This window comes from Streptomyces sp. NBC_00212 (assembly GCF_045206365.1).
Classification (GTDB): Bacteria; Actinomycetota; Actinomycetes; order Streptomycetales; family Streptomycetaceae; genus Streptomyces.
In genome coordinates, this window is sequence record NZ_CP108115.1 from 8,625,534 (window position 1) to 8,648,072 (window position 22,539).

The 22,539-nt window shown below is 68.2% G+C and carries 19 protein-coding genes and 4 pseudogenes; 5 read left to right on the plus strand and 18 right to left on the minus strand.

The window, feature by feature from the left end:
* Positions 1-272: 272 nt before the first annotated feature.
* From OHA17_RS39595 to OHA17_RS39610, 4 genes are all read right to left on the minus strand, one after another.
* Positions 273-461, minus strand: a complete 189-nt coding sequence (locus OHA17_RS39595; protein WP_406510579.1) for a hypothetical protein — start codon at positions 459-461, stop codon at positions 273-275.
* A 597-nt stretch (positions 462-1,058) separates the two neighbouring features.
* Positions 1,059-1,199, minus strand: coding sequence for a hypothetical protein (locus OHA17_RS39600; protein WP_406510580.1), 141 nt, complete (start codon positions 1,197-1,199; stop codon positions 1,059-1,061).
* Between the two features lie 130 nt (positions 1,200-1,329).
* On the minus strand, positions 1,330-1,584 hold the full coding sequence (locus OHA17_RS39605; protein WP_406510581.1) for a hypothetical protein: 255 nt from the start codon (positions 1,582-1,584) through the stop codon (positions 1,330-1,332).
* Positions 1,585-1,803 (minus strand): hypothetical protein, encoded by a 219-nt coding sequence (locus tag OHA17_RS39610; RefSeq protein WP_406510582.1) that lies wholly within the window; start codon positions 1,801-1,803, stop codon positions 1,585-1,587. It lies immediately after the preceding gene.
* Between the two features lie 41 nt (positions 1,804-1,844).
* Here OHA17_RS39610 and OHA17_RS39615 point away from each other — a divergent pair.
* Positions 1,845-2,018: pseudogene (locus OHA17_RS39615) on the plus strand (diadenosine tetraphosphate hydrolase); the annotation flags it as partial.
* A 262-nt stretch (positions 2,019-2,280) separates the two neighbouring features.
* Here the strand turns inward: OHA17_RS39615 and OHA17_RS39620 are convergent.
* Both OHA17_RS39620 and OHA17_RS39625 read right to left on the minus strand, forming a co-directional pair.
* Positions 2,281-4,647, minus strand: coding sequence for an Orn/Lys/Arg decarboxylase N-terminal domain-containing protein (locus OHA17_RS39620; RefSeq protein ID WP_406510583.1), 2,367 nt, complete (start codon positions 4,645-4,647; stop codon positions 2,281-2,283).
* A 598-nt stretch (positions 4,648-5,245) separates the two neighbouring features.
* Positions 5,246-6,505: a haloacid dehalogenase-like hydrolase gene (locus OHA17_RS39625; protein ID WP_406510584.1), complete on the minus strand. Its 1,260-nt coding sequence runs from the start codon at positions 6,503-6,505 to the stop codon at positions 5,246-5,248.
* Between the two features lie 775 nt (positions 6,506-7,280).
* On the opposite strand from OHA17_RS39625, the pseudogene OHA17_RS39630 reads away from it, so the two are divergent.
* A pseudogene (locus OHA17_RS39630) lies at positions 7,281-7,448 on the plus strand (Tn3 family transposase); the annotation flags it as partial.
* Between the two features lie 275 nt (positions 7,449-7,723).
* Here the strand turns inward: OHA17_RS39630 and OHA17_RS39635 are convergent.
* Positions 7,724-8,029: a DUF1330 domain-containing protein gene (locus OHA17_RS39635; RefSeq protein ID WP_406510585.1), complete on the minus strand. Its 306-nt coding sequence runs from the start codon at positions 8,027-8,029 to the stop codon at positions 7,724-7,726.
* 188 nt (positions 8,030-8,217) lie between these two features.
* Here OHA17_RS39635 and OHA17_RS39640 point away from each other — a divergent pair, with 188 nt between their 5' ends.
* On the plus strand, positions 8,218-9,120 hold the full coding sequence (locus tag OHA17_RS39640; protein ID WP_406510586.1) for a LysR substrate-binding domain-containing protein: 903 nt from the start codon (positions 8,218-8,220) through the stop codon (positions 9,118-9,120).
* Positions 9,121-9,611: 491 nt separating this feature from the next.
* A complete protein-coding gene (locus tag OHA17_RS39645) occupies positions 9,612-9,983 on the plus strand; it encodes a hypothetical protein (RefSeq protein WP_406510587.1) in 372 nt (123 codons plus the stop codon).
* A 16-nt stretch (positions 9,984-9,999) separates the two neighbouring features.
* Here the strand turns inward: OHA17_RS39645 and OHA17_RS39650 are convergent, their stop codons facing one another.
* From OHA17_RS39650 to OHA17_RS39690, 9 genes and pseudogenes are all read right to left on the minus strand, one after another.
* On the minus strand, positions 10,000-11,217 hold the full coding sequence (locus OHA17_RS39650) for a TniQ family protein (RefSeq protein ID WP_406510588.1): 1,218 nt from the start codon (positions 11,215-11,217) through the stop codon (positions 10,000-10,002).
* Positions 11,214-11,681: pseudogene (locus tag OHA17_RS39655) on the minus strand (ATP/GTP-binding protein); the annotation flags it as partial. The pseudogene OHA17_RS39655 and the gene OHA17_RS39650, both read right to left, overlap by 4 nt.
* A gap of 161 nt (positions 11,682-11,842) precedes the next feature.
* A complete protein-coding gene (locus tag OHA17_RS39660) occupies positions 11,843-12,316 on the minus strand; it encodes a hypothetical protein (protein ID WP_406510589.1) in 474 nt (157 codons plus the stop codon).
* 108 nt (positions 12,317-12,424) lie between these two features.
* Positions 12,425-13,018: a DUF6262 family protein gene (locus OHA17_RS39665; protein WP_406510590.1), complete on the minus strand. Its 594-nt coding sequence runs from the start codon at positions 13,016-13,018 to the stop codon at positions 12,425-12,427.
* Positions 13,015-15,648 carry a tyrosine-type recombinase/integrase gene (locus OHA17_RS39670; RefSeq protein ID WP_406510591.1) on the minus strand — a complete coding sequence of 878 codons (2,634 nt, stop codon included), beginning with the start codon at positions 15,646-15,648 and terminating at the stop codon, positions 13,015-13,017. The genes OHA17_RS39665 and OHA17_RS39670 overlap by 4 nt, the downstream gene beginning before the upstream one ends.
* On the minus strand, positions 15,648-16,823 hold the full coding sequence (locus OHA17_RS39675) for a tyrosine-type recombinase/integrase (RefSeq protein ID WP_406510592.1): 1,176 nt from the start codon (positions 16,821-16,823) through the stop codon (positions 15,648-15,650). The genes OHA17_RS39670 and OHA17_RS39675 overlap by 1 nt, the downstream gene beginning before the upstream one ends.
* Positions 16,824-16,946: 123 nt before the next feature.
* A pseudogene (locus OHA17_RS39680) lies at positions 16,947-17,531 on the minus strand (ATP-binding protein); the annotation flags it as partial.
* A complete protein-coding gene (locus tag OHA17_RS39685; protein ID WP_406510939.1) occupies positions 17,528-19,057 on the minus strand; it encodes a Mu transposase C-terminal domain-containing protein in 1,530 nt (509 codons plus the stop codon). The gene OHA17_RS39685 and the pseudogene OHA17_RS39680, both read right to left, overlap by 4 nt.
* 356 nt (positions 19,058-19,413) lie before the next feature.
* On the minus strand, positions 19,414-20,166 hold the full coding sequence (locus OHA17_RS39690) for a TnsA-like heteromeric transposase endonuclease subunit (protein WP_406510593.1): 753 nt from the start codon (positions 20,164-20,166) through the stop codon (positions 19,414-19,416).
* A 268-nt stretch (positions 20,167-20,434) separates the two neighbouring features.
* On the opposite strand from OHA17_RS39690, the gene OHA17_RS39695 reads away from it, so the two are divergent.
* Positions 20,435-21,109 (plus strand): hypothetical protein, encoded by a 675-nt coding sequence (locus OHA17_RS39695; RefSeq protein WP_406510594.1) that lies wholly within the window; start codon positions 20,435-20,437, stop codon positions 21,107-21,109.
* 899 nt (positions 21,110-22,008) lie between these two features.
* Here OHA17_RS39695 and OHA17_RS39700 read toward each other — a convergent pair.
* Together OHA17_RS39700 and OHA17_RS39705 are read right to left on the minus strand one after the other, a co-directional pair.
* On the minus strand, positions 22,009-22,269 hold the full coding sequence (locus OHA17_RS39700; protein ID WP_406510595.1) for a helicase associated domain-containing protein: 261 nt from the start codon (positions 22,267-22,269) through the stop codon (positions 22,009-22,011).
* A complete protein-coding gene (locus OHA17_RS39705) occupies positions 22,178-22,486 on the minus strand; it encodes a helicase associated domain-containing protein (RefSeq protein WP_406510940.1) in 309 nt (102 codons plus the stop codon). The genes OHA17_RS39700 and OHA17_RS39705 overlap by 92 nt, the downstream gene beginning before the upstream one ends.
* Positions 22,487-22,539 lie beyond the last annotated feature (53 nt).

A 22,539-nucleotide genomic window follows, 5' to 3' on the forward strand; every position in this document is an offset into this window, starting at 1 on the left:
CGCTGAAAATGATTTTTCACGACAGGAAATCTAGAAGAGCGGCGACAGCGTTGTCAGCGCGAGAGGCAACGACGACGAGATATCGATGTAGCACAGCTTCGAACGATGAGCAGGCCTTACGTCGTGATTCCGCGGCTCCCCTGTGTCCACGGGCGGCCCCCACGAAAGAGTTAACTCACAGGAGTGACAGGCGAGTTGGCTCCGACTGGCACCCGGTCCGTTCAAACACCGAAATCCGGCTGTCCCTTTACGGGCCGCGTTGTTGGAGCGGGTTATTGCCGCCAGGCGGCGGCGCTCTGGTCGAAGTCCTCCTTGTAGGAGCAGCGCAGCGTGAGGTCGGATTCGGTCAGCTCCGGGTGCACCGGCGGCTGTTGCGGGGCGGCCCACAACTGGATCAGGTGGCGCTCGGCACGGTCGCCGACGCCGGGTTCGGGGTGTGCGCTGTGGCAGTACAGGCGCATCCGGATCCACACCGGTACCGGGCCGGCGGGCAGCGCGAGCGGGCCGTCGTCGGGTTCGGCCTCTTCGAAGTCGCCGCTGCCGAGGATGTAAATGAGGGGGGGGTGTCTTCGGTGGCGTGCAGGCTGATTTCTTCTGCGGGACCCCAGTCCGGGCCGGTCTCGGGCGGGGGCGGCCCGTCGTGGGTCTGGACGGTGATGGTGATGGTGCCGGTATCGGTGTCGGTGAGGATGTGCGCGGTGTCGCTCCCGATGGGCCCGCACCGCCAGCGGCTCCGGCACGGAGTCCTTTGCCGGACCCCACCCCGAGGCGCGCTGAGGCCCGGTCCCCTCCCCTGGGCCCCGGGCGGCAACTGCCCAGGGGCAGGTGCCGTTCGTGGTCCAGCTGTGGGGCACCGACGAATAGCCCGGCCAGCACCGACGAGTTGCTGAAGAGACGCGCTGGTCGCCGTATCGGCGCCCGCACCAGCGGCGGGAAACGATCTCGGATAGCGCGGGAAGCGGTCTCAACGAGCAGGGGCATCACCGCAGTTCAGCGGAATTCGTCGGTGCTCCTGAATGTGCCCTCAGGGGTTCCCACCCGGCTTGTCGAGCCGACGGCTAGCCACGGCAGGCCGGTAGTCGGATGTCCTCGATGCGCTCGCGGTTGAGGAGATAGGTGGGCAGAGGGGCCTGTTGCCGGTTGAACGGGATGTCCCAGTCGAAGGCCAGGCTCGCCTTCGCGAGCGGACCGAGTGCCACGCGGGCGCGGGGCGTCGGAGAAGGTACCGATCACGGGGAGGCGAGATGATCCACGGACGGTCCACGCCCAGACGGCGCACGGGGGTTACTGCCCTTGGTCAATCCCTGCCTGGGCTCCGATCGGTGCCAGTTACTCGCCGTCCAACGCTCCGACGTGCTCGGCGACGGCTGCCCGGACTTCCTCGAAGCCCCCGCCGGCAGGGATCAGCCACTCGCTGTCGTCCCCGCTGTCCAGCGCCCGCTCGCCGCTGAAACGGATGAGGTCGGGGCGCGGCGCCAGACCGCTGCGCAGCCACAATGCGAAGTGCGCCGCCTCCGCGGCGGTCGCACCCGCCACCGTAACCACGGCGCTGTTCTCGACCGGAGTGCTGGCAACACCCTCCACTCACATCTCCGGCTGCACTTCGACCTCGAAGTCCACGACAGAGTTCCCGCGGAGACCGCTGGTGCGGTACTTCGTGAACGCCTCGGGAAACGCCGCCGTGAGGGCGTGAACGAACCCCTCGACCGTCATCTGCCAGGCGCCAGCATCATCAACGGGCGGATGGAAAACGAACGTAGACCGGATGTCGTCTGCTTCACTCAACTCTTGCTGCTCCCTCATGGCACGTACCGCGCTGACCCGGTAAGCCCGTTCATGGCCATCATGCGAACGTCTGGCCGCGGTTCGAGTGGGAGCCCGCCGAGCTGGTGGGCAAGCCTGTGTGGCTGTATCCGGGTGACCGGTGGAGTGACGAGGGCTTCAGGCTGGGTTCGCAGCATGACGTGCTGCGGGACGAGATCGGGAGCGAACTGGATCAGTTGCGTTCAATGGGCTGACGGCGTGAGCCCACCGACCGTCAGGTCGGCGGGCTCGGTGGTCCGTGACGGTCAGCGGACGACGGTCACGGAGTCCTTCGCAGCGGAACGATGTCGGGGCTGGCGGTGGGGACGGAAGGGCGGGCGGCTTCGGGGGTCGCGAGAAGCGCGACGATGGTGACCGGCTGTTGCCCAGGCAGCACGTGTCCTCCGCCGCGGTGGTTGTGCCGCGAACCCCCGCCGTCCCAGGCCCGGTTCTCGAGAAGGCGTCGTGCATCGCGTGTTACTCCGCCTCCTTCAGGCACTCGATCCGGTAGTCCCCGGTGTCCTCGTCGATCGTCACACCGTGGGTCTCGCTGCGGAAGCCCGGAAAGTGGCGGTCGAAGGTTTCCAGGGCCGTGAGGTAGCGCAGCAGGGGGCCGTCGAGGGCACCCGTGGACTCGCCGGGCATGAGCACCGGGATGCCGGGCGGGGTGACCGTCACCATCGCGGCGGCCACCCGGTCCGCGGCCTCGGCGATGCGGACCCGCTCGGTGCCGCCGCGGACCAGGCGCTGGTAGCAGTGCTGCGGCGGGAAGACCGGCTCCGGAAGCTGCTGGAAGGCGGTGTCCAGCAGCTCCACCAGGCGTACCGCGCGCAGCTGTTCGTGCATCTGTCGGCACAACTCGCGCAAGGTCAGGCCGCAGTAGCGGCGAGGGTGCCCGGCGACGGCTGCCGGCAGCACCCGGTCCAGGGGCGCATCGGCGTCGTACAGCGCCTTGAAGTCCATCAGGGCGTCCAGCAGCGTGCCCCACTTGCCCTTGGTGATGCCCATCGAGAACAGGATCAGAGTGGTGTAGCTGTCGGTCTTCTCGACCACGATGTTCCGGGTGGCGAGGTAGGCCGTCAGCACGCGCGCAGGAACGCCCTCCTCGGCCATCTCCCCGGTGGCCGTGATGCCCGGGCAGGTCAGTGTGACCTTGACCGGATCGAGCATGCAGTGGCCCTCCGTCAGCCCGGGGAAGCCGTGCCATGCGGCGCCCGGCTCCAACAGCCAGCAGGACTGCTCGGTGCGCAGCAGGTCCGTCGGGGCCCGGTCGAAGGGCAGACGTTCGCCGGTCGCCGGGTCGGTGACCTCGTCCGGCTGCCAGACGCCGAAGAACCAGGGCGGCCGGTCCCCGGCGCTCTCCACCCGCCTGCGCAGCCGCACCATCTCCTGCCGGAAGCGGATCGCCTCCGTCACCGCCTCGTCCACCAGCCATTCGCCCTGGGGGCCGTCCATCATCGCCGTCGCGACGTCCAGGGAGGCGATCATGGGGTACAGGGGAGAGGTGGTGCCGTGCATCATCAGTGCCTCGTTGAAGCGATCATGCTCCACGGGCGCACGGGAGGCGGGCCGTACGTGCACCATCGCGGACTGCGACAGCGCGGCCAGCAACTTGTGCGTGGACTGGGTCGCGAACACGGTGGGCCGGTCCGGTCCGGGGAAGGTCTGCTCGTCCACGGACATGCCGTACCGGCCCGCGTACAGCGGATGGAAACGGGCGTACGCGAACCACGCCTCGTCGAAGTGCACCCGCGGGGTGCTTCCCGCGAGCGCCCGCGCTGTCGGCACGGCGTGGTAACTCAGCCCGTCATACGTGGAGTTGGTGAAGACCGCGTATGGGGCTTCCCGTGACACCGCGCCCTCGGCGAGCGGGTGCGCCGCGATGCGGGCCGCGATCGAGTCCGCCGCCAGTTCGGCCGGGGGCAGCGGACCGGCGAGGCCGTAACCGTTGCGGGTCGGGATCAGATAGACCGGGCGGGCGCCGGAGACCACGAGCCCGTGCAGTACCGACTTGTGGCAGTTGCGGTCGACCAGCGCCAACTCGTCGCGAGTGACGCTGAAGTGGCCCACCAGGCGGTTGCAGGTGGAGTCGCCGTGCAGCACGAAGTAGGTGAGGTCGGAGCCGAAGACGCGGGCCGCGTTGCGCTCCGCCTCCCCGATCGGACCGGTGTGCTCGAACAGCGAGCCCAGTTCCTCCACCGAGATGGACAGGTCGCTGCGTAGCAGCCGTTCCCCGAAGTAGTCGTGGAAGGCGCGCCCTGCGGCCGACTTGAGGAAGGCGACACCGCCGGAGTGGGCGGGGGTGTGCCAGGAGTACTCGTGGGCGTCGTCGAAGTGCCTGAGCGCGCGGAAGAACGGCGGCAGTACGTCCTCCCGGTAGGCGCGCGCCGCACTGGTGATCCGGCCGGCGATGAATCCCGGCGTGTCCTCCAGCGGCCACACGTACCCGACGACCGTCTCCGACACCCACAGCGGCAGGTCCCGTACCCCCTCGTCGGCCATGACCAGGAACACCGGCAGATCCCGGAAACGCCGCCCGATCCGGCGCAGTACGGCGGCCCCGCCCGGCAATCCGTCGACGTCACCCTTCGCCGGTCCTGGCGCCGCGAGCGCAGCCCCCGGCCCGTCCCTTCGCCGCTCACCCGGCAGGTCCCAGGCGACCAGTGCCGCGGCCAGCCCCGCCTCGGTACGCAGCACCGCGTCCGCGTCCTCGGCGGTGACCGCCCAGCGGACCTCGAAGCCGCCCGACTCCACGGCGTCCCGGATCTTGCGCAACTGCTCGGCCCCGGCACCCTCGGCGCGCGGGTGTTCCGGTACCGCGATCAGAATCCTGCTGTCGGCCATGCCGCCCCCGCCCTCCCCGACGACACCCCGGCCGCCTGGAGGCCAGTGTCCGAGGTTCCGGACGTCCCGGCCGGGGCGACGAACGGCAAACCACCACGATGAGGGAAAGCGGCGTCGCCGCCTTGACCCGTAGCGCGACCATGACCACCCTCTCGTGGGCGTGTCCGTAAGGGCGACGCGATGTACACGACCGTTCGGCCACACGTCACCGCCCTTGGCCGCCCCGGTCCGAGCCGGCATGCACCGTGGTCCGGCCGGACGCCCGTCCGAGTGCGGAGAGACTGGTTCACCGGCCCGGCCCTGGGCCAGAGGTCGTGCGAAAAGGCCGAGGGGAGCCACCCACCATGTCCGGCTGGTCGTTTCGGCATCCGGCCCACCAGAGGTCCACGAAGGGGCCCCCGCCCGCCTGGCCTGCCGCATGATAGGCATGCCGGCCCCCTGGCCGCGGCGGGCGACGGCGATCTGTTCGAGGTCCCACACCATGCTGTCGACGACGGTGCGCCGGGCGCCGCGCCGCTCTACGGTGCCGCGCACGAGCAGCCAGCCTGGCTGGAAGACGGTGTGGGCGCAGGTGTCGTGGGAGGTCCCGTGCCCCGGGTCAGACGCGGTCGAGCTGGTCCGGGATGACCGAGCCGTCGGTGCGCCGGACGGGGCCGTGCGTGCCGTCGGGGTGTGTGGCTCCGGCGGTGGCGCACGGGTAGGTGCCGGACTTGCGTGGCAGCGGGTCGATGAACATCGGGTTGGCCACCCAGCGGCCGTCCGCGTCGTCGAAGGCCCGGCACATCAGCTCGGACTTGTTGCGGTTGATGGCCACGTGGGCACCGGTGGCGTCGTCGACGAAGGTGACGTCGGTGTCGGCGTCGCCCGCGCCGAGGGCGATGCGGTGTGCGAAGTCCTGCTTCTGCCAGGCCCTGGCGCCCTTGATCTTGAAGATCTCCTGGTTGATCATGCAGCGCTTGCCGTCCATGTAGGGCAGCGCGTCGCCCCGGCCGGTCTCGACGCCGCCGCAGCCCTTGATCTCCGTGGTGAGACGGCCGCGCTTGGTGACGTTGCGGATGCCGATGGTGTGGTCACGGTCGAGGCCGACGCCGCTGGACCACGCCTCGGCGATGGGCTCGGAGGAGGCGGAGACGATGTAGACGTCGAAACCGGCCGCCTTGAGGGTGCGGATCAGGTCCTTCTGCTGGTCGTAGTAGCGGACGTAGCCGGCCAGGGTGTGCGTGCCCACGGTCTGCTTGGTACCGACCGGCGCGGAGAGCTGCTCGGCGCGCGCCTTCTTGGCGAAGGAGGTGAGCTGCCCCGGGGTGTAGCCGGCGAACAGCTGGGGTATCCAGGCGTACGCGGGCACGGTGCGGCGGTGGTTCCAGTCGCCTGCGAAGGCGGCCTCGCCGGCCATCGTCTGCGACTTCTCGCGGATCTCGAAGATCTCGTCGGCGCAGGCAGGGTTCTTCGAAGTGGGCAGCGGTCGGCCGGCGCGCACCTCGGTGCCGCACGCCTTGGTGAGGGCCTTGTCCGCGGCCGGGGTGAGCCAGGCGTTGGTGTCCCGCCAGCTCTTGGGCCGGAGGATCTTGTCGTGCTTGAGGGCCCAGGCGAGGGTCGCGTCCGTGATGTCGTTCTTGACGACGGTGTTGTCCCAGTCGAAGGCGGCGACGGGGCGGGGGCCGCCCTTGCCGGAGCAGGTGCCCCGCTCGTCGATCATCTTCTGCAGCTTGGCGCGGTTGGCACCGGACCAGGAGAGGTTCTCGGCGAGCTGGGGGCACTTGGCGCGGGACAAGTGGGCCGGTGCGGCGGTGGCGGGGACCGTGGCGGCGAGGGCTGCGGCGGCCAGGAGGCCGACGACGGCGGGCTTCTTGCGCATGTGTTCTCTTACGTGCGAGGGGTGGCAGGGTGGTACACCGGGGCCGGCGGGTGGCTCGCCCCGGTGCTTGATCATGGACCCTACACAGGGGGCACATAGGCGGGCTGCCGCGAGACTTGACGGCCCGTCCGAGGCCGGTCTGGGTGATCGGATGCTCTGCGGCCGGGCTGTGTTGTTCAGGGGGTCGAGTGGTAGCCCGAACTGCGGTTGTCGAAGATCTGGTGCAGCCCGTGCCGGCGACGCTTGGCATGTCCCTTGCGTAAGGGGTTCTCACTGGTCGTCAGTTGCAGCCGGTGAGCGGGTTCGAGGCGGCTGCGGGGCCCATCCGGGGAATCGGCGGGTTGAACGCGGTGTGGGGGTGTTGTTGTAGCTGGTCAACGCGCGTAGCGCGTCGGTGCGGGGTGGAGTTGTCTTGGGGCGGCCGGAATCTCCAAACTGCCCCGTGGCGGGCGGCTATTGACCGGTTCGCAGCTGAGCGGCGATCACCCAACTGCCCCCGAGCGGATCCCGGAGCGGTCCCGTTCATCCCCCGGCACGGGGGGCTGGAACCTGACGGATACCACCGCGACCGCGGGGCGGGTGCACGACGCGGCAGGCCGTGCTGGCCCGTGACGGCAAGGAATGCTTGAAGCCGCTATGCCGCCGTCACAACCCGCGGCGACCGCAGAGGGCGAGTCATACGAGCGTGGCCGGCGCCTGTGACAACGCCGGTGCGTTGCCTCCGGCGTCGAACCGGGCTGTTTCATAGGCATCCCGGTAGAGAGCATCCCGCCTCGGCCGCCCAACTCCGCTCGGACAGGCGTTCGCCGAGTACGGCCGTATCGCCAAGACCCTGCACCTGCTCGCGGTGGTCGACCCCGTCGACGACACCTACCTCCGCCAGATGAACCGGCAGCTGACCGTGCAGGAGTCCCGGCACAAGCTCGCCCGCGACATTTGTCATCGAAGCCTTGTGCTCGCTGGACCGATCTGTCGTGTGAGAAGCGGTTCGCGGTTCGCTTCGGGCGAGGGTGAGTTTCGTCGACGAGGTCAGCGAGACAGTCCAGCTGGCCCGGACGTCGCGTCGCTTCTTCGATCCGCCCGACAGGGATCAGGCCGTCAAGGACGTCGACGACGAACCGGGACGCAGGGCATGGCTTCGAACTCGTCTCGTGAGTCGTCGTTCAGCACCGTGTGCGTATCAGGTGACGGATGCTCAGCGATGGCTGGGCCCGCCGGTCAGTCGATGCCTTCGATGATGCGGAAGTCGCGCTCGACACCGTCGGGGAGGGCCACCAGCGCCTTCTGGTATGCCTCGCTCTCGTATGCCGCGACGGCCTGCTCAAAGCTGTCGAACTCGATCAGAACGACGCGTTGCGTGATTCCGGCCTCGTGGGCGACGACTCGACCGCCACGGGACGGAATCCGGGACAGGGTGCGCCCGCCCCCGGCCCGGACAGCCGGACCGGCCAGCTCGTCGTAGGCAGTCAGCCTCTCAGGGTCGGAAATGGCGGGGTAGACACTGACCCAGTAGCCCTTAGCCATGGAAACCTCCTGTGTTGGGCCGGACACGTCCGACTTCGAACTGACACTCAGATCGATCGATCCCGGCGACGGGTACTGCGGTCGGTTGAAGCGTCATATGCGCAGGTTAGGGCTCGATGTGCGGTCGAGGGAAAGACCGGTACGGGATAGGCTCAGAACGGATCGTTATCAATCGGCAGGGAGGGCACGTGGCGCCGGATACGGTGAGCCTGCGGTACTTCCTGGTGCTGGCGCAGGAGTTGAACTTCACCCGCGCGGCCGCACGGATCGGTATCGCACAGCCCGCACTCAGCGCCCGGATGCGCCGATTGGAGGCGGAACTCGGTACGGCCCTGCTGGTCCGCAACACGCGTAGCGTCGTATTGACCACGGCCGGTGCGGCTTTGGCGGAGTCCGCGCCGCCCGCGCTGGCGGCGCTGGACCGGGCATGGGACACCGCCCGGAGCGCGGCGGCCGGTGAACTGGGCACGCTGCGCATCGGATACAGCCTCAGCGCCGGGGCCGAGACGGCACCGGCCCTGGTGGACAGGCTGCTTCGCGACAACAGCGGACTCGAGGTCGGCGCGGTCCCGATGGCGACACCGGAGATCTCCCCCGCGGTCGCCGACGGCCGCATCGATGCCGGGATCACCCGCGGTGAACAGCCGGGCCGTGGCGTGCGCCGGTTCCTGCTGCGGCGTGCGCGCATCGGGGTCCAGCTGGCGCAGCACCATCCGCTGGCCGAACACCCGGAGATCGAGATCGCCGACGCGGCCGCGTATCCGCTGCGACTCCCGGACCGTGCGGCCAACCCAGTGATCCACGATCAGCTGTCCGCACTGTTCCGAGACACCCGACCACACCCCCGATTCCACACGCCCGCAGTCTCTTTCGACATGTCTCAGCGCGACCTGCGCGACGGGGTCACCCTCGCCCCGGCCGGAGAAGCCGCGGTCACGGCACAACCGGCCGGTCTCACCTGGCGACCGCTGCGGGGCGCGCCCAGCCTGACGATCCACCTGGTCCTCCCACACGAGCAGTCGCCGCTACACCGCCGCATCCGTGCCGTCGCCAAAACCCTGGCGCACGAGCTGCACTGGCTGCCGGACTGACGCGCAAGAGGTCAAGCGAGACGGACGCCTGCGGTGGCGAGGCCGCGCTAGGCACGACCCGCGCACCAGCCGGCCCGGCGCTCACACCGGGGGCCGGCTCTTCGGCCTGGCACGGCTGTCCGGTGCCGCTTTGACTGGTGGCTGCCGGTCGCCAGACTCTGGCGGGTGGTTTCGTGGCGAACGCCGCCGCGTGTTCCGGGCGTCATCGGTGCACCTGAGTTCGGGCTGTCCTTTGACAACGAAGTTAGTCCGGTTCGGCGCCCTGACCTGGAGCGACTGAGTTGGATGTCAAACGGCCCGTCTCGCCCAGCTCGCCCATGAGGTGCTGACGTGCTTGCGGGACCGTGCAACGTCGAGACGGTCCGTGACACCCTGAGGCAATGCTTTTGGGTGATCACGTAAGCAGTGTCGAGCTCCGCCCCCTGCGATACCAGTTCTCCGCGGTCTGCGGCGACTCATACGATGACAACTGGTTGGTCATCGGTGGCACGGTGACGACTCCGGACGGCAGCTGGTCCCTCAGTGATCCTTGTCTGCTGACCGATGAAGCCCGCGAGGTGTCTGCTTGGCTGCGCGCGGTGGCTGCAGGGACCGTTGAGGTGACCAGGCCTGATGCCGACGGCTGGCTGTCCCCGGACACCTGGTTCGTCGAGCCGGTCCTGGCCTTCAGCCTCGTCGATCGAAGCGAGGACGGCGCGGTGATTCGTGTGCACCTGTCCATGGAGGCGGCACCTCCGTGGCAGCAGGGTGAAAACGGAGCAGACATCTACCAGTACTTCGTGGAGGCCCGGGTGGAGACAGGCGCTCTGCTTCACGCAGCTGACCAGTGGGATCTCGATCTGGCTTCGTTCCCGACCCGCTGATCAAAGTTCGCGTGGGTTAGCCGGGCCGTGGTTCCTCCCGTGAGGCCGGCGACTTTGCCGGGTCCTTGAGGTGGTACCAGTCCTGGGCGGTCGCCCAGGACTGGTAGTCCCGGAAGATCCGGGCGAGGCCGTCCGGCTGCTCTCGTGTGGTGAAGAATTCCCCGATGAGTCGGTGGAGTGTGGTCACCGCCGCAGTATCGGCGGGTGCGGAGAGCGGGTGAACCCAGCCCCCGGGGGCGAGGTGGCGGACGAGAACGGGCCATGTCAGGTCATGTCCCTTGCCGAGCCGGACGACGAGCCATTCCTGAAATCCGGTGAGCATGCTCCACGAGCTTCCGGCGTCGAGGCCGAGCAGGAAGGCTGTCGTAGTGGCGTAGGAACCGTTGAGTCCGTGTCGTGCGGGGTCGCGGCGGATTGCGGTCAGCAGCGTCCGATAGTGCTTGATCACGTTGCCGTAGAAGGGCAGTTGAGCGGCCGCAAGGAAGTCTCCTGAAGGCTGGCTGGGCTGCCGGGCCAGGGTGTCCGTGCTCCAGTGGGGATGGCTGGTCAGATAGCGGTGGACGGTGGCGTAGGCGGCGGTGACACCGTGTTCGTCCAGCAGCTTCTCCCAGATCACCCTCATGGTGGGGAAACGGCCGGCGTGGGCGGCGGCGTACTCGTCGAGGATGGCGTCGATTGTGGGGCCGATGCGTCCCTTGGCCGGGCCCATGGTGGGAGGCGGTTTCTTGCGGGGCGGAGGCGTGGGCGAGTTCAGGGCCTGGCGGACTGTGGCGTGGCTGACGTGGTGGCGTCTCGCCAGATGCGAGATGGGCAGTCGTTCGGCTTCAGCGTCTTGGCGGATCGCCGCGAAGAGCACGGGTTTGTCCGCGGCCTTCGTGAAGCTGCGCTTGGGCTTCTTGGGTTTCGCGGGCTTCTGACGCACGAGATCGGGCAGAGCTCGTTCCAGAACGTTTTGCTGTCGTCCGGTGAGAGCGGCGAGCCGGTCAGGGCGTGGACGCTTCCCGGGCCCGTAGTCAGGCGGTCCGGCAAGATAGCTGCGCAGGTAGCTGGGCTTGAGATGGTTCGCGAGGGCCAGGCGGCGGACGTAGGAGTCAACGGACTCTCCAGGCTGCGGGCGAACTCGAACGGGAAGCGGAACCAGATGTTCGGCGAGGTGAGGGCGAACGGATGGATCGGTGCCTTCACCGGGTCGCGGCGAGGCCTGGATGGAAATCCGTGCGGGTGCGCCGGTCACCTGGGGGCCTTCCTGGCCGGCTTCTTCTGGGTTTCCGCCGCGTGGTCCAGCGGGATCGCGGCGAGTCCTTCCTTGGTGACGCGCTCGGTGCCGCTCAGGATCGCGTCGATCGCGGCGCCCCGGATGGCGTGGGAGAGAGCTCCGATCATCCCGGCGGTCCGATCGTGGAGGTAGCGGTCCAGCTTGACCAAGGTTCCCGGCGGGTGGTCGTGCAGGAGCAAGGTCTCCTCCATGGTCGCCACCAGTCCCTTCCACTCGGCGCCGTAGGGGAAGGGGCGGGTGGGGACGAGGGTGAACCGGCCCGAGATCTGAGCGCCTCGGGTGCCGGCCAGGAGTTCGCTGGTCTCCAGGCCGATGCCCGCGTAGACGAACGTGGCAGGGATGCGCTCGGAGAAGTACTTCAAGGTGTCGGATACCTCGCCGCCGGCCCGGGTGACCTGCGAAACGTTGTGGATTTCGTCGATTTTACCGACCGCAGGAGCTCGGATACCGGCTCTGAACTGCGACGATTCATAGACTACATGTCTGTGACGGCGAGTTGGGCCCGTTGCCGTAGATCGTCTGGCCGATCTCACGCCGGAGCCCCGGACGCTTGCGTCCGGGGCTCCGCTGGGCTTCAGCAGGGTCAGGCTGCGCGAGTAAGGATGGTGACCTTGCAGCCGACGGGGACCGACAACACGGCGGTTCCCATGTGGTCGACGACGAGGGTGAAGCCGTCGACCACGGCCCGGCGGGCGGTGCCGTCGTCTTCGACCTCGACGGTGCCGCTGACCAGCACGGTGGTGTGGAGGTACTGGATCGGCCGGGCCATGCCGCGGACGCCCCAGGGCTTCCCGGGGTTGGGGGTGCCGATCAGGTGGGACCACTTCGTTGAGGGCCTGCCGGGGAAGGTCACCCGGCCCTCGTCGTCGCGGTGAGGCTGGCCGGTGACGTCGAACGCGCTGACGACGGTGTTCTCGTAGATGCCGAGTACGACGTCGCCGTACTCGTCCATGGCTGCATCGCTGATGTTGAACCAGCTGCCCAGGGTGGCGTCCTCGGAGCCGAGCTGACCCTCCAGGACCTGGGGCCAGGTGTTGGAGACGTGGACCAGGATCATGCGTTCCCCTCCCTTTCGAATGTTCCATGATTCATAGGCGATGAACCGTGGAACAAAGATTGCATGACGTTCAGCCCAGTGCCAGTCGTTTGTGGAAACTTGTCGTCGTCACTGTCGAACTCCCTTTGAGGGATCGGTGATGCGGGCTTCGAGGTCGGCGACGCGGCGGTCCTGGAAGCGGAGGTTGGAGCGGGCCGCCTTGAGCCGCTCGTCGAGGGTGCGGTTGTCGGAAGTGAGCTGGCGAACGCGCTGTTTGAGGGTGGTGTTCTCAGTGGTGATCCGCTGAACGGCTTCCTCGGTCCATTCGGCCTGCAAGTCGCGGATCTGGCCGAGGAGTTCACCGATCCGGGTGCGCTGGGTGAGGATCTCGGTCTGTGCGGCCTTGAGACCTTCCTCGGCGTTCAGGGCCCGTTCGCGCCAGGTCGCCTCGAGTTCGTCGTCCTGGTTGGCGAGGATCTGCGTCCGGCGCTCGCCAGCCTCGGTCATCGCGGTAGCGACCGCGGCTCTGGCCTCGCTGTTGTCGTAGAGGAAGGTGCGGGAGACGTCCGCTCGGCGGGCGACGGCGGCGACGCTGACCTGGGCCTTCTCGCGCCGAAGTCGGGCGATGGCCTGGTGGACGCGCTCAAGGGCGGTCTCGGTCTTGTGGCGGCGGGCGGCCAGGGCCGCTGCGGTCCGGGGCTCGGGAACGGTCGGGGTGTTCATGCAGCTTCCTGTTCGGGATCGTCGCCGTCGGCTGTGCACGTATCGCTGTACTCGTCCGGCTCGTCGTTGCCCGCGTCGGCGAGGTCGGCGGCGCGGAAGGCGGTGGACCAGACGCGGTGGAAGTAGTCCTGGGGTTTGCGCAGGTCCAGGGCGAGGGCGTCGTCGAGGAGGCCGAGGCCGGCCAGGGCCTTCTCCAGGCCGTCGATGGCGCGGGCAGTGGGCTCGAAGTAGCGGTGGAGGTAGTCGGCGGTGGCATCGTCGGGGGCGCCCTCGGCCAGCAGTTGCCACTGCTCGCGTTTGCGGCGCCAGTAGAGGAGGTCGGCGCCGGAGAGTACGAACTTGTCGCAGTTGTGGCAGTCGAGGTTCCAGGGACAGGCGCCGCCGTCGACGACGGGCTGGAAGGTGCAGAACCCGCCCTCGGCTGGGGTGCTGCGGCGTGACAGGTCGATTGCCAGAGCTTGAGCCTGCTGGCGAGTAAGCGGAGTGCTCTCCCCGGCCAGAAGCTCGCCGGGCTGGCCGGCCCCGGGGCCGGCGACCCAGACATGCTGGAGCACGTTTTCTAGATCAGTGCTGGTCAGATGGACGTAGTGCTCCGCCATCCGGTCGCTGACCTGTCCCAGATACCGGCGGATGTGGGTGAGCGTCGCCCCGTGGCGCAACAGGCTGGTGGCCAGAGTATGACGGGCCTGATGTGGGACGTAGTGGCCGAGGTCCATGGCGTCCACCCACGGCCGGAACCGGCTGTAGAACCACTGGTGGGTCAGCGACACCGTCCCGTCCTGGCTGCGGTAGACCGTGGGAAACAGGGCCAGTCCGGCGCGTTGGGCACCGGTCGGCCGGTAGCCGTAGCGGGCGGTGAAACGGTCCAGGGTCTTGCGCTGGCGTTCGGCGAGCATCTCGTAGAGGCGTTCAGGTATGCGGATCGCGACGTCGTAGTTGCCGACCTTGGTCTGGTCGTGCCAGAACATCGCCAAGCCGCCGTAGCGGCCGATGCAGTCCCACCGAACCTTGATCACCTCGCCGATGCGGCGGCCGGTGGTGACGGCGGTCTCCCAGATGTCGCGGGCACCGTTGTCGTTGACGTCGTAGGTAGCGGCGAGATCAGCCAGGTTCGCCTCGTCGGCCAGAGCCCGGGCAACTTCGTCGGGGAAGGGGCGACGCGCGGTCCGGCCGGTGGTAGCGCCAGCTGCCGGGAACACGATGATGAACTCCCGTTCCAGACCGAGCACTTCGGCGGCACCGGTGTCCAGCGCGTCGCGCATCAGTTTGCGAATGGCGTTGAACACGACCGACCGTGTGGTGGTGGTGACGATGCCCGCGGTCCCGTCCGGCCGTTTCACGGCCAGCGAAGGGAGCCCTTCACGTTCTCGATGACGCTGGTCGGCGACGAATCGCTGGGCGTGTTCTTCCCGCAGAACCTCAGGGTCGTGGCCACCGCCAGGAGCCTCCACCTCCAGGAAGGCCCCCAGTTCGACGGCCGCTCGGCGCAGACCGTCGATCGGGCCAGCCGAGCGAGGACAGCGCGGCGACCGCAGCAAGTCCGCCAAGTAGTCCCAGGTCAGATCCCGCAACCAACGCTGAGGGATGCCGGTCAGGTCGAGGTGGCTCATCCGATGCGGGAACAGCACCCCGAAATGCTCGGTCTCCAGGAAGCCGGCGTCCTTGGCCTCCTGCGGGGTGAAGTAGATCAATCGCAGCTCATGCAGGATCTCCTTGGTGATCGCCCCGGTGAACGCGGCAGTGCCACCGGCCCCGAACTCGAAGTCGACCAGCGAGTTCACTTCCAACATGCGGCACGTGGTCACCAGTGACCGGATCCAGCCCAGATCCCACCTGCTGGGCCGGGCCCGGCGAGTGTGGACGAACAGCCCCCACTGGATCTCGGCCCGCACCAGGGGACGCAGCCCGCGCAGATTGATCTGCCCCGGCCATGGATGTGCGGGAACGGCAGCGCACCAGCGCGCGAACGCCGCCTGGTCGCCGTACTCGATCGGGACCGACTTCCCGAACTTCTCGTATCGCTGCCACCAGCTGTGCGGCATCGCGGCGTCACCGGGCCTGCCGTCACGGTGGTAGCGGCTGCCGTGCCACGAGCACAGCCCCAGAGGGGAGTCAGCCAAATCCGCGCAGACAACCGCGCCGCAGGGCCCGTAACCGGGACACGGCTGTTCTTCGCTCACCCAGGTGGAGAAGGAGCCGCTGTCATCCCCCTCCTTCTTGCGCGCGACCCACCGGCTCAAATGGCGCTGGCACAGCCGTAGATCACTATGTGCTGCGGGCCGGTGAGGGCAGATCTGGCAGATGGCCGCTTCCGCTCCGACGTGCCTCTCCAACCCCTGGGCAGCGGCCACGAAGGCGGCTCGGCCCACGCCGCGCTCGCTGTCGCAGACCCACTGCCGCTGATGCTCCGAGCACAGGTCCGACCCGCCTGTCCGAGTGCGTTCGCAACTGGCGACGACGCACTCCCACCGGTAGATCGCGTGACCACGCGGGATCTCGATGATGTCGGGCCGGTAAACCGGGTCGAAGGACGGTCCGCCAATCAGCGCGGTCAGGATCTCCAGCCGGTCGCGACCGACCCGGTCCGGACGCTCGTCGAACAGCGGCCGAAGATACTCCTGCCGCCTCATCACGCCTCACCCCAGACCGCACGCAGCGCGGCATCGAACACCGGGTCGTGGACATCGACGTGCCCGTAAACCTCGTCGACCATCGCAGCCGACGCCCAGCCGCCGGCGTCCCGGGCGATCAGCGTGTTGCCGTCGGCGGCGTCGAGAACCGCGGAAGTGAACGAATGCCGGAAGGCGTGGGGTTTCACGATCCCCAGACCGGCGCGTTTCCCGGCTCGGCCGAGCATCCGCCGGGCCCCGACCGGCGCCCATGGCTGCCCGGTGTCGGTGCCGTGCAGCTGGACCAGGAGCATGCCGTGTCCGGCGCCGCGCGGATACTCGGTGGTGACGTACTCGAAGTAGCTGTGCACCATCGCCGGACTGACCCGCTTGATCAGCCCGCCGGTCACGGTGCCGCGCTCGACCCGCCAGGGGTGCTTGGTCTTGGCCTCGGCCCGGTTCGGATTCCCCGGACGGTGGCAGACGTGCAGGTGCGGGGTGCGGCACTCACCGCAGGCCGCGTTCTCACGCAGGTGCAGGTCAACCAGGTGAAGCCCGCAGAGTTCACCGATCCGCAGGCCGCCGTCCGCGAGCCAGTCGACGACCAGCCGGTCCCGGGCGGCGTTCACCGTGGCCAGCAGCTTCTCCCTCGCGCCGTCCGGGAGCATCTTCGGATGCCGACGGTGCGGTCCCGAAGGCGCGAGCGGGTTGGTCGGCAGCGTCGACTTCACGTGCCCGAGGAACGAGCGGCGCCGGTCCACCCGCGACGGCAACCGGGACGTGTCGAGCTTCTTGCCGAGTTCTCCGTTCACGCCGAGGGAGGCTTGGTGCAGGTAGAAGCCCTTGAGGCAGGCTGCCGCCGTCGACAGCGCGGAGCGGCCGTAGGGGCGCTTGCCGACTCGCCATGGCTCGCCGAGCGGCATAAAAACCTCGGCACCCACGATTCCCATGTACCGCTCAAGGTCCCGCAGTTGGACCGCGATGAACGTCAGGCACTCGCGCTCCAGCCACCGCAGATGGTCCACCAGCAGATACGCGTACGTCCTCTGCGTTCCCGAACCATCATGCAGACGCAGGAACCGGTCCGCCTCCGTGTGGATCGTCCCCTCGGGCCACACGATCGTCCACGACCGCCGCCCGTCCTTCCGCTCGATCCGCTGGACCCTCAAGTCCCCGACCACAACGTGCCGTACCACTTGTCCTCCGTACCGACTCCAGAACATGACAGACGCCCCGGACACGGTCGGTAAACAAGCCCAGGACATGCTGGTCACAGTCCCAGACGGACATCACGGGCAGGACTACGGGCGGTCGGTAAAATCGACGATCACGAGGCCGGTGCGGGTATCGGTGCAGACTCCGACCACGGCCTCGATGATGTCCGTCATGTTCGACCGGGGCCGGACCGGCAGGCCCAGGAAGCGGGCGAACTCGGCTGCGACCATGCGGGCGGTCGCGGCGGGTGGGACCGTGATGTAGAGGACGGGAATGCGGTCGGCGACGTTCGGGTGGCGGGCCCGGTCGAGGAGTTCGTGGGCGCGTCCGAGCTGGGTGATGGCGCTGGTCTTGCCCGTTCCGGGAAGCCCGGAGACCATCAGGCCGCGGCGGGCGCTGATCGCGTGGCGGTTGAGCAGGACCAGGCGGCGGCCGCAGACCACGGTTTTCTCGACGAACGAGGTCGCGACCACGAGCATCCGGGCGTGATGGTCGAGCCGGTCTTCGTCGTAGAGATCACGTTCGGTCGTGGACAGCCGGTTCAGGTCGCCTGGGGGCAAAGGAACCGGGGGCGCCGGCGGGCCGTCGATGGACTTTCGCCATCCGTCCAGGTTGGTCAGCTGCCGGTTGGCCTCGGCGTCCGCCTCGCCCAGCGCGGGGTGCCGGGCTGTCGGCTCGTAGATGGTCACGTGCGCCTCCAGGGGTTGGCGAGCGGGTTGAACAGGCCCAGAGGGATGACCTTGCCCACGTCGGTGTCCGCCTCCTCGTCGTGCGCGGGCTCGGCGGCGGGCAAGTCAGGGACCGGACGGTCGGTGGCGGTGGCCCGGGTGCGGGCAGCGACCCGCCGGTCGCGCCGTGAGCGTTTGACCGAGCGGCCCTCCTCCTCAGATGGGCCGTTGTGGGCCCGCAGCAGCAGGGCGGCGGCAGCATCGGCGATCTGTTCCTCGGTCCCGTCCGGGACTTGCTCGCGGGCGTGGTCCCACGCCATCTCACCGAATGGGACGCCGACGCGGTGCAAGTGCTTCCAGAACACGGTGATCCACTGATCTGTCTCTCCGCGGCGGTCGCGTACCCAGACTCGGGAGACGTCGTAGGGGTCGTAGTGGATCTCCCACAACCCCTTCTTCTCCACCACCCCGGAGTGCTGCCGGCGCAACGGGGCCAGTTCGCGGCCGTCGTAAGTGCGGTGGTTGATCCGGATGCCGTAGGAGTTAACTGCCTGCCAGCGTTCGGGCAGCAACTCGACGTAGTCCTCGCCACTGAGAGGGGCCGGAACGTAGCCGCACGATTCCAGCAGCGTCGCGTACTTCTCGTTTGGTGAGAACGCCCGCTTCGGCAAGTCCGGGTCCCGCAGTGCATCGTGCGGCCGGTTCTGCCAGACGGCGACGATCCACTCGTCCAGCAGGCTCTGCAGCTCGGGCAGTGACCACAGAGGACCGTTCTCCAGGCCCCGGCCGCGGCGATCCACCGACCGGCCGGTGTAGCCCGCGACGAACTGTGCGAACAGCGTGGCCACTGAGCCCAGTGTTTTCTCGATCGTGCCCTTCTCGAAGGGAGAGGCTTTGTGAGTCGGCTGAAGGCTGATGCCCAAGTAGCGGCAGGACGCACGGAAGTTGTTCGAGATGAAGACCTTGCCGTGGTCGCAGACGATCGTGTCCGGCACGATCACAGGCCTCGCAGCCGCGTGCTCCAGCCGCTCGTCCAAGCCCAGCAGCCGCCGGTGCGGCAGAACCGACCTCGACATCCGCAGGGCTTCTGACCAGCCAGGACGCATCAGCTCAGGAGTGACACTCCGGGCCAGGAGAGCAGAAGCATCAGCCGCTTTCGTCGTCGGCCGCAGCACCGCAGCGGGAAGGGACCTGGTCGCCAGATCGACCATTCCTGTCAGCTCGACCTTCTCGGCGATCCCCTCGTCCAACCGCACCAGGACATCCAGCGGCGTGGAGTCGATCTGCATCCACTCGCCCGGCGCGCAGGCCGGCACTTCGCCGAACGGCCCGGCCGGACGCGCATTCACAGAACGTCGCGTGGTCGCCGAGCCCGTCGCATGGGTGCCGATGGCCATCTTGTCGAACAACCGGTAGAGCGTGCGCTGTGAGGGCACCTCGATGTCCGCCGCGTCCTCACGGGCCGCCAGGATCTGCGTCGCCCGCCAGACCACGAAGCCGATCGTCTTCGACGATGCCTCGGCCGTCTCGGCGATCGCCTGCTGCATTGCCTCGGTCACCGCCGGGGCAACCCTGCCGAAGGCCGGCATCCGCTTGGCCGACCGGCCGTCGGCCAGCCCGACCAGACCGTCGCGCTGGTAACGCTGGCGCCGCTGCTTGATGCCGCTGGCCGTCATCGCGTGTCCGGCCGCCGTCAGCTCGGCTGCCTTGGCCCGTTCGCGCTGGGCCAGCGAGTTCCCTCTCGGGTCGAACTCCGGCCGCGGGGCAGTCCCTTCGGGAGCATCAGGAGGCAAGCCGTCCAGGACCTCAAGAATGTGGTTCTCCCACCAGCGGGCCTGTCCGGCAGCCGTCTCAGGGAACTCCGCGATCCTGGCTGTCGGAGGAACCCGCCGCTCTTTCCCCGTCACCGAACACCTCCACTCACCAGGCGCACGATCGTGGACGGGCCCAGCAACTCCACCGTCATCTCCTCCGCGGTCAGCTCCTGGAGCCAAAGCAGATGGAACAGCGCGGGCAGCGTCGCGAGGCGGTCGCCGGCTGCATCCGCGCCAGCCATCAACGGGCACGGGGCCGCGAAGACCTCCCGGAGCCGGTCCGCAATCGGGCTGTTCAAGCACCTGGGATGCCGGTAGCGCGACAGCCACCGGACATTCGCCGACAGCACCTTCTCCGGCACTCCGACCCGCTCAAAGCCCCAGCCGGCCTGATCACAGGCCAGACGGGTCACCTCGAACGCCTCAGCGTCCTTCGGCTCGATCCGGTCGTCCGCACGAACATCAACGACCACCGCCGAGCCGTCCACCCGACGCACGAAGTAGTCCGGAGCGTGCCGACGCTCCCGTTTGCCGTCATGCCAGTGCAGCCAGAACGGCTGCGAGGCGATCCCCGCCACCGTGGAATCGAAGTCCATCAGCAGGAGCCGGTCCCGTTCCAGCCACGATTCGAATCCCACATGCTGCCCGGTCGTAGCCGCCCAGTACCAGCCAGGGAAGTGACGCTCACCTCGCGACCAGCGAAAGCGCCGCACCGGAGAGGTGTCCTCGAAGCGGGCCGTCACACAGTCCAGCAGCGGACGCCTCAACCGCTCGCGTACGGCGCCCACGTACGACAGCTCGACGCATGCTTCTGCAGACTCCACCCCAGCCGGTACAGCCACCCAGCACCCCCAGCCCGTCACCCGGTACGACTAGGTTCGCTGGCAAGGAAGCCGAAACGACTGGGTTCGCTGTCAAACGCCTCGATTGGATGACAACGGACACGGGCAGTCACATCTACGGACCGAAGCGACCACTGTTCTGTCGCAGCGATTGTTGAACGTTCTCAGCGAAGTCTGGTTGCCGAGCCTTCGTCTCATCGGAGGTTGAGCACCCTGGTCACGCCTGGTCCCGGGCATGTGCACCATGCGGCTCGCGAGAATGGGCGGCATGACGGAGATACATGAATGGGCCTACGAGGGTACGGAGCTGGCCTGGCTCCAGGAGCGGCTTGATCGACCCGGGGACGGGACTGGGCACACGGTGTCCGAACTCGTGCCAAGAGGGTTTGAGGCCTACCTGCGGATCTTTCATCGCTTCGAGGCGTCAGACGGGTCGGGCCGTCGTCGCACGTGGCAGGAGTGGGCCGAGAGCGCCCGGGGTCGTTTCCATGCCGAGCTGTCCCACCTGTCGCTGCCTCCCGAGGACCACAGCCCGGGGCACCCGCTGTGGCAGACCGTGGAAGGGGCCCTTGATGACCGCAGCCGGCACGCGCTGACACGGAGTCTCGCCGACGTGACTGGCGCCCAGGCCGTCTATTTCGCCTACGACCTCGCGGCCCTGTGCTGGGGCGAGACGGAGCCCCTGATCCTTCGCTCTTCCCTGGCCGAGTTGGAGACGGTACGGGACGAGGTGGCGGACAAGGTGGGGAGCAGCGGCCCGGAGTTCTGGTGGCCACAAGACCGCAGCTGGGTGGTCACCAGCGACTACGACCTGCTGTCCACCTACGTAGGCTGCCCGGCTGCGACCGCGGAGCGGCTCCTGGGCGATCATGAACTCGAAGTGCTACCGGTCACCCCGCAGACGCGCGTCGACTGGTATTCCGACCGGCCGCAGCACGCGTGAAGACACCGATCAAGAATCAGTGAGATCGCGCAACCTTCGTTGCGACAGAACAACCACGACTGGCGGGGACGGTGTCATCTGTGGGGCGCTTGCCCGCGCGATTTAGGTCCTGGTCGTTGACGAACCTCAGCCCTTGGGCGCGATGCATTCCAGCGTGCCCTGTGAAGAGGACGCATGCGTTGGTGCCGAGTGCCCCGACTGCCCACTCGCAAGCACGTGGCTGTCGAATCTTACGGGCACCCGGTACGCCAGCCCGCCAGAAGAGCCACATGCCCAGGTCGCACACGCCATCGTCACTGAACCCGATCTCCGACACGTGGGCGTCCTCGTGTCCTGGCGCCAGCTTGTACTCCAACGTGGAGCGGATCGCCGGAGTGATCATCTCGTCGTAACAGATCCCGAAGTGGGCATTGCGGCCGCGAGGACACCGCTCAGGCGGATGCCCTGGGTCAATCGACATCTCTTCCCAGAACAAGGACATCCCAGGCGTCTCCCGGACGTACGCAGTCTCGCGAGGAAGCAGTCGCAACCTCGCTGTACACGGCCAATGGTCCGGGGCCACGTTGATCTCGGCCGCGCTCTGCGTCGTCATGCCAACTCAACGACGCAGTCCGTCATGCCGCGCCCCGCCGTCAGGATGACGCTGCGATCCCGGCACTCAGCAGCAGCCCGTCCCTGGTGTGGCTTAGCCGGAGCGATCCTTGCCAAGAACAAGCCTGGCTGCCTCCGGCACCGTCACTTCGCAGGCTCCCCGGCGATCACCGGCTGATGAGGGTGCAGACGATGCTGGTGAAGGAGGCTTCCAAGGGCGCCTATATGAGCGGCGCAGGGCACCGCACGCCTGGATGTACCGGACCGTGGTTGCCCCAGGACTCTTGTGTACTCCCTGGACCGGCTGTTCAACGACCGGTTGCAGCCGCGGTCACCGGCGTCGGCTCTGCCCAGTCCACGCCGAGTTCGGTGAGCATGGCACGCTGAACGGCAGATAGTTTGGTGCGGCGGGTCTTGGTGTTGGAGATCCAGATGCCGAGTTTCACTTCATGGTGCTCGCTCTGGACGACAACGGGCTCAACGTGACTGCGTGGCACCGGGCTTCCGGAGCCTTCGCGGCCGAGGTACTGGGCCAGGGCGGCGATGCCGCGCTGGAAGGCGGCCGGCACCTTCGGCGCCGCAGCTGCGTTCGTGGGGAAGCGCGTCGGTGGCCGGCCGGGGCGCGGGCTGCACACCGAGGCCGCTCAGTCGTTCTCGCTGTCCGGCGGTGAGTTTGTGCCAGTCGCGTGTCTGTTGGGTCAGCCAGCGGCCGAGGTCGTCGCCGTCGAAGGTGACACCGGGCGCGATCTGGGGAAGGTGGCCGTCGGCTTGGGCGAGGTCGCGCAGGACGGCGTAGTGGCGCTGCCAGTTGAGAGGGCCAGGGGCAGATCCAGTCTTCG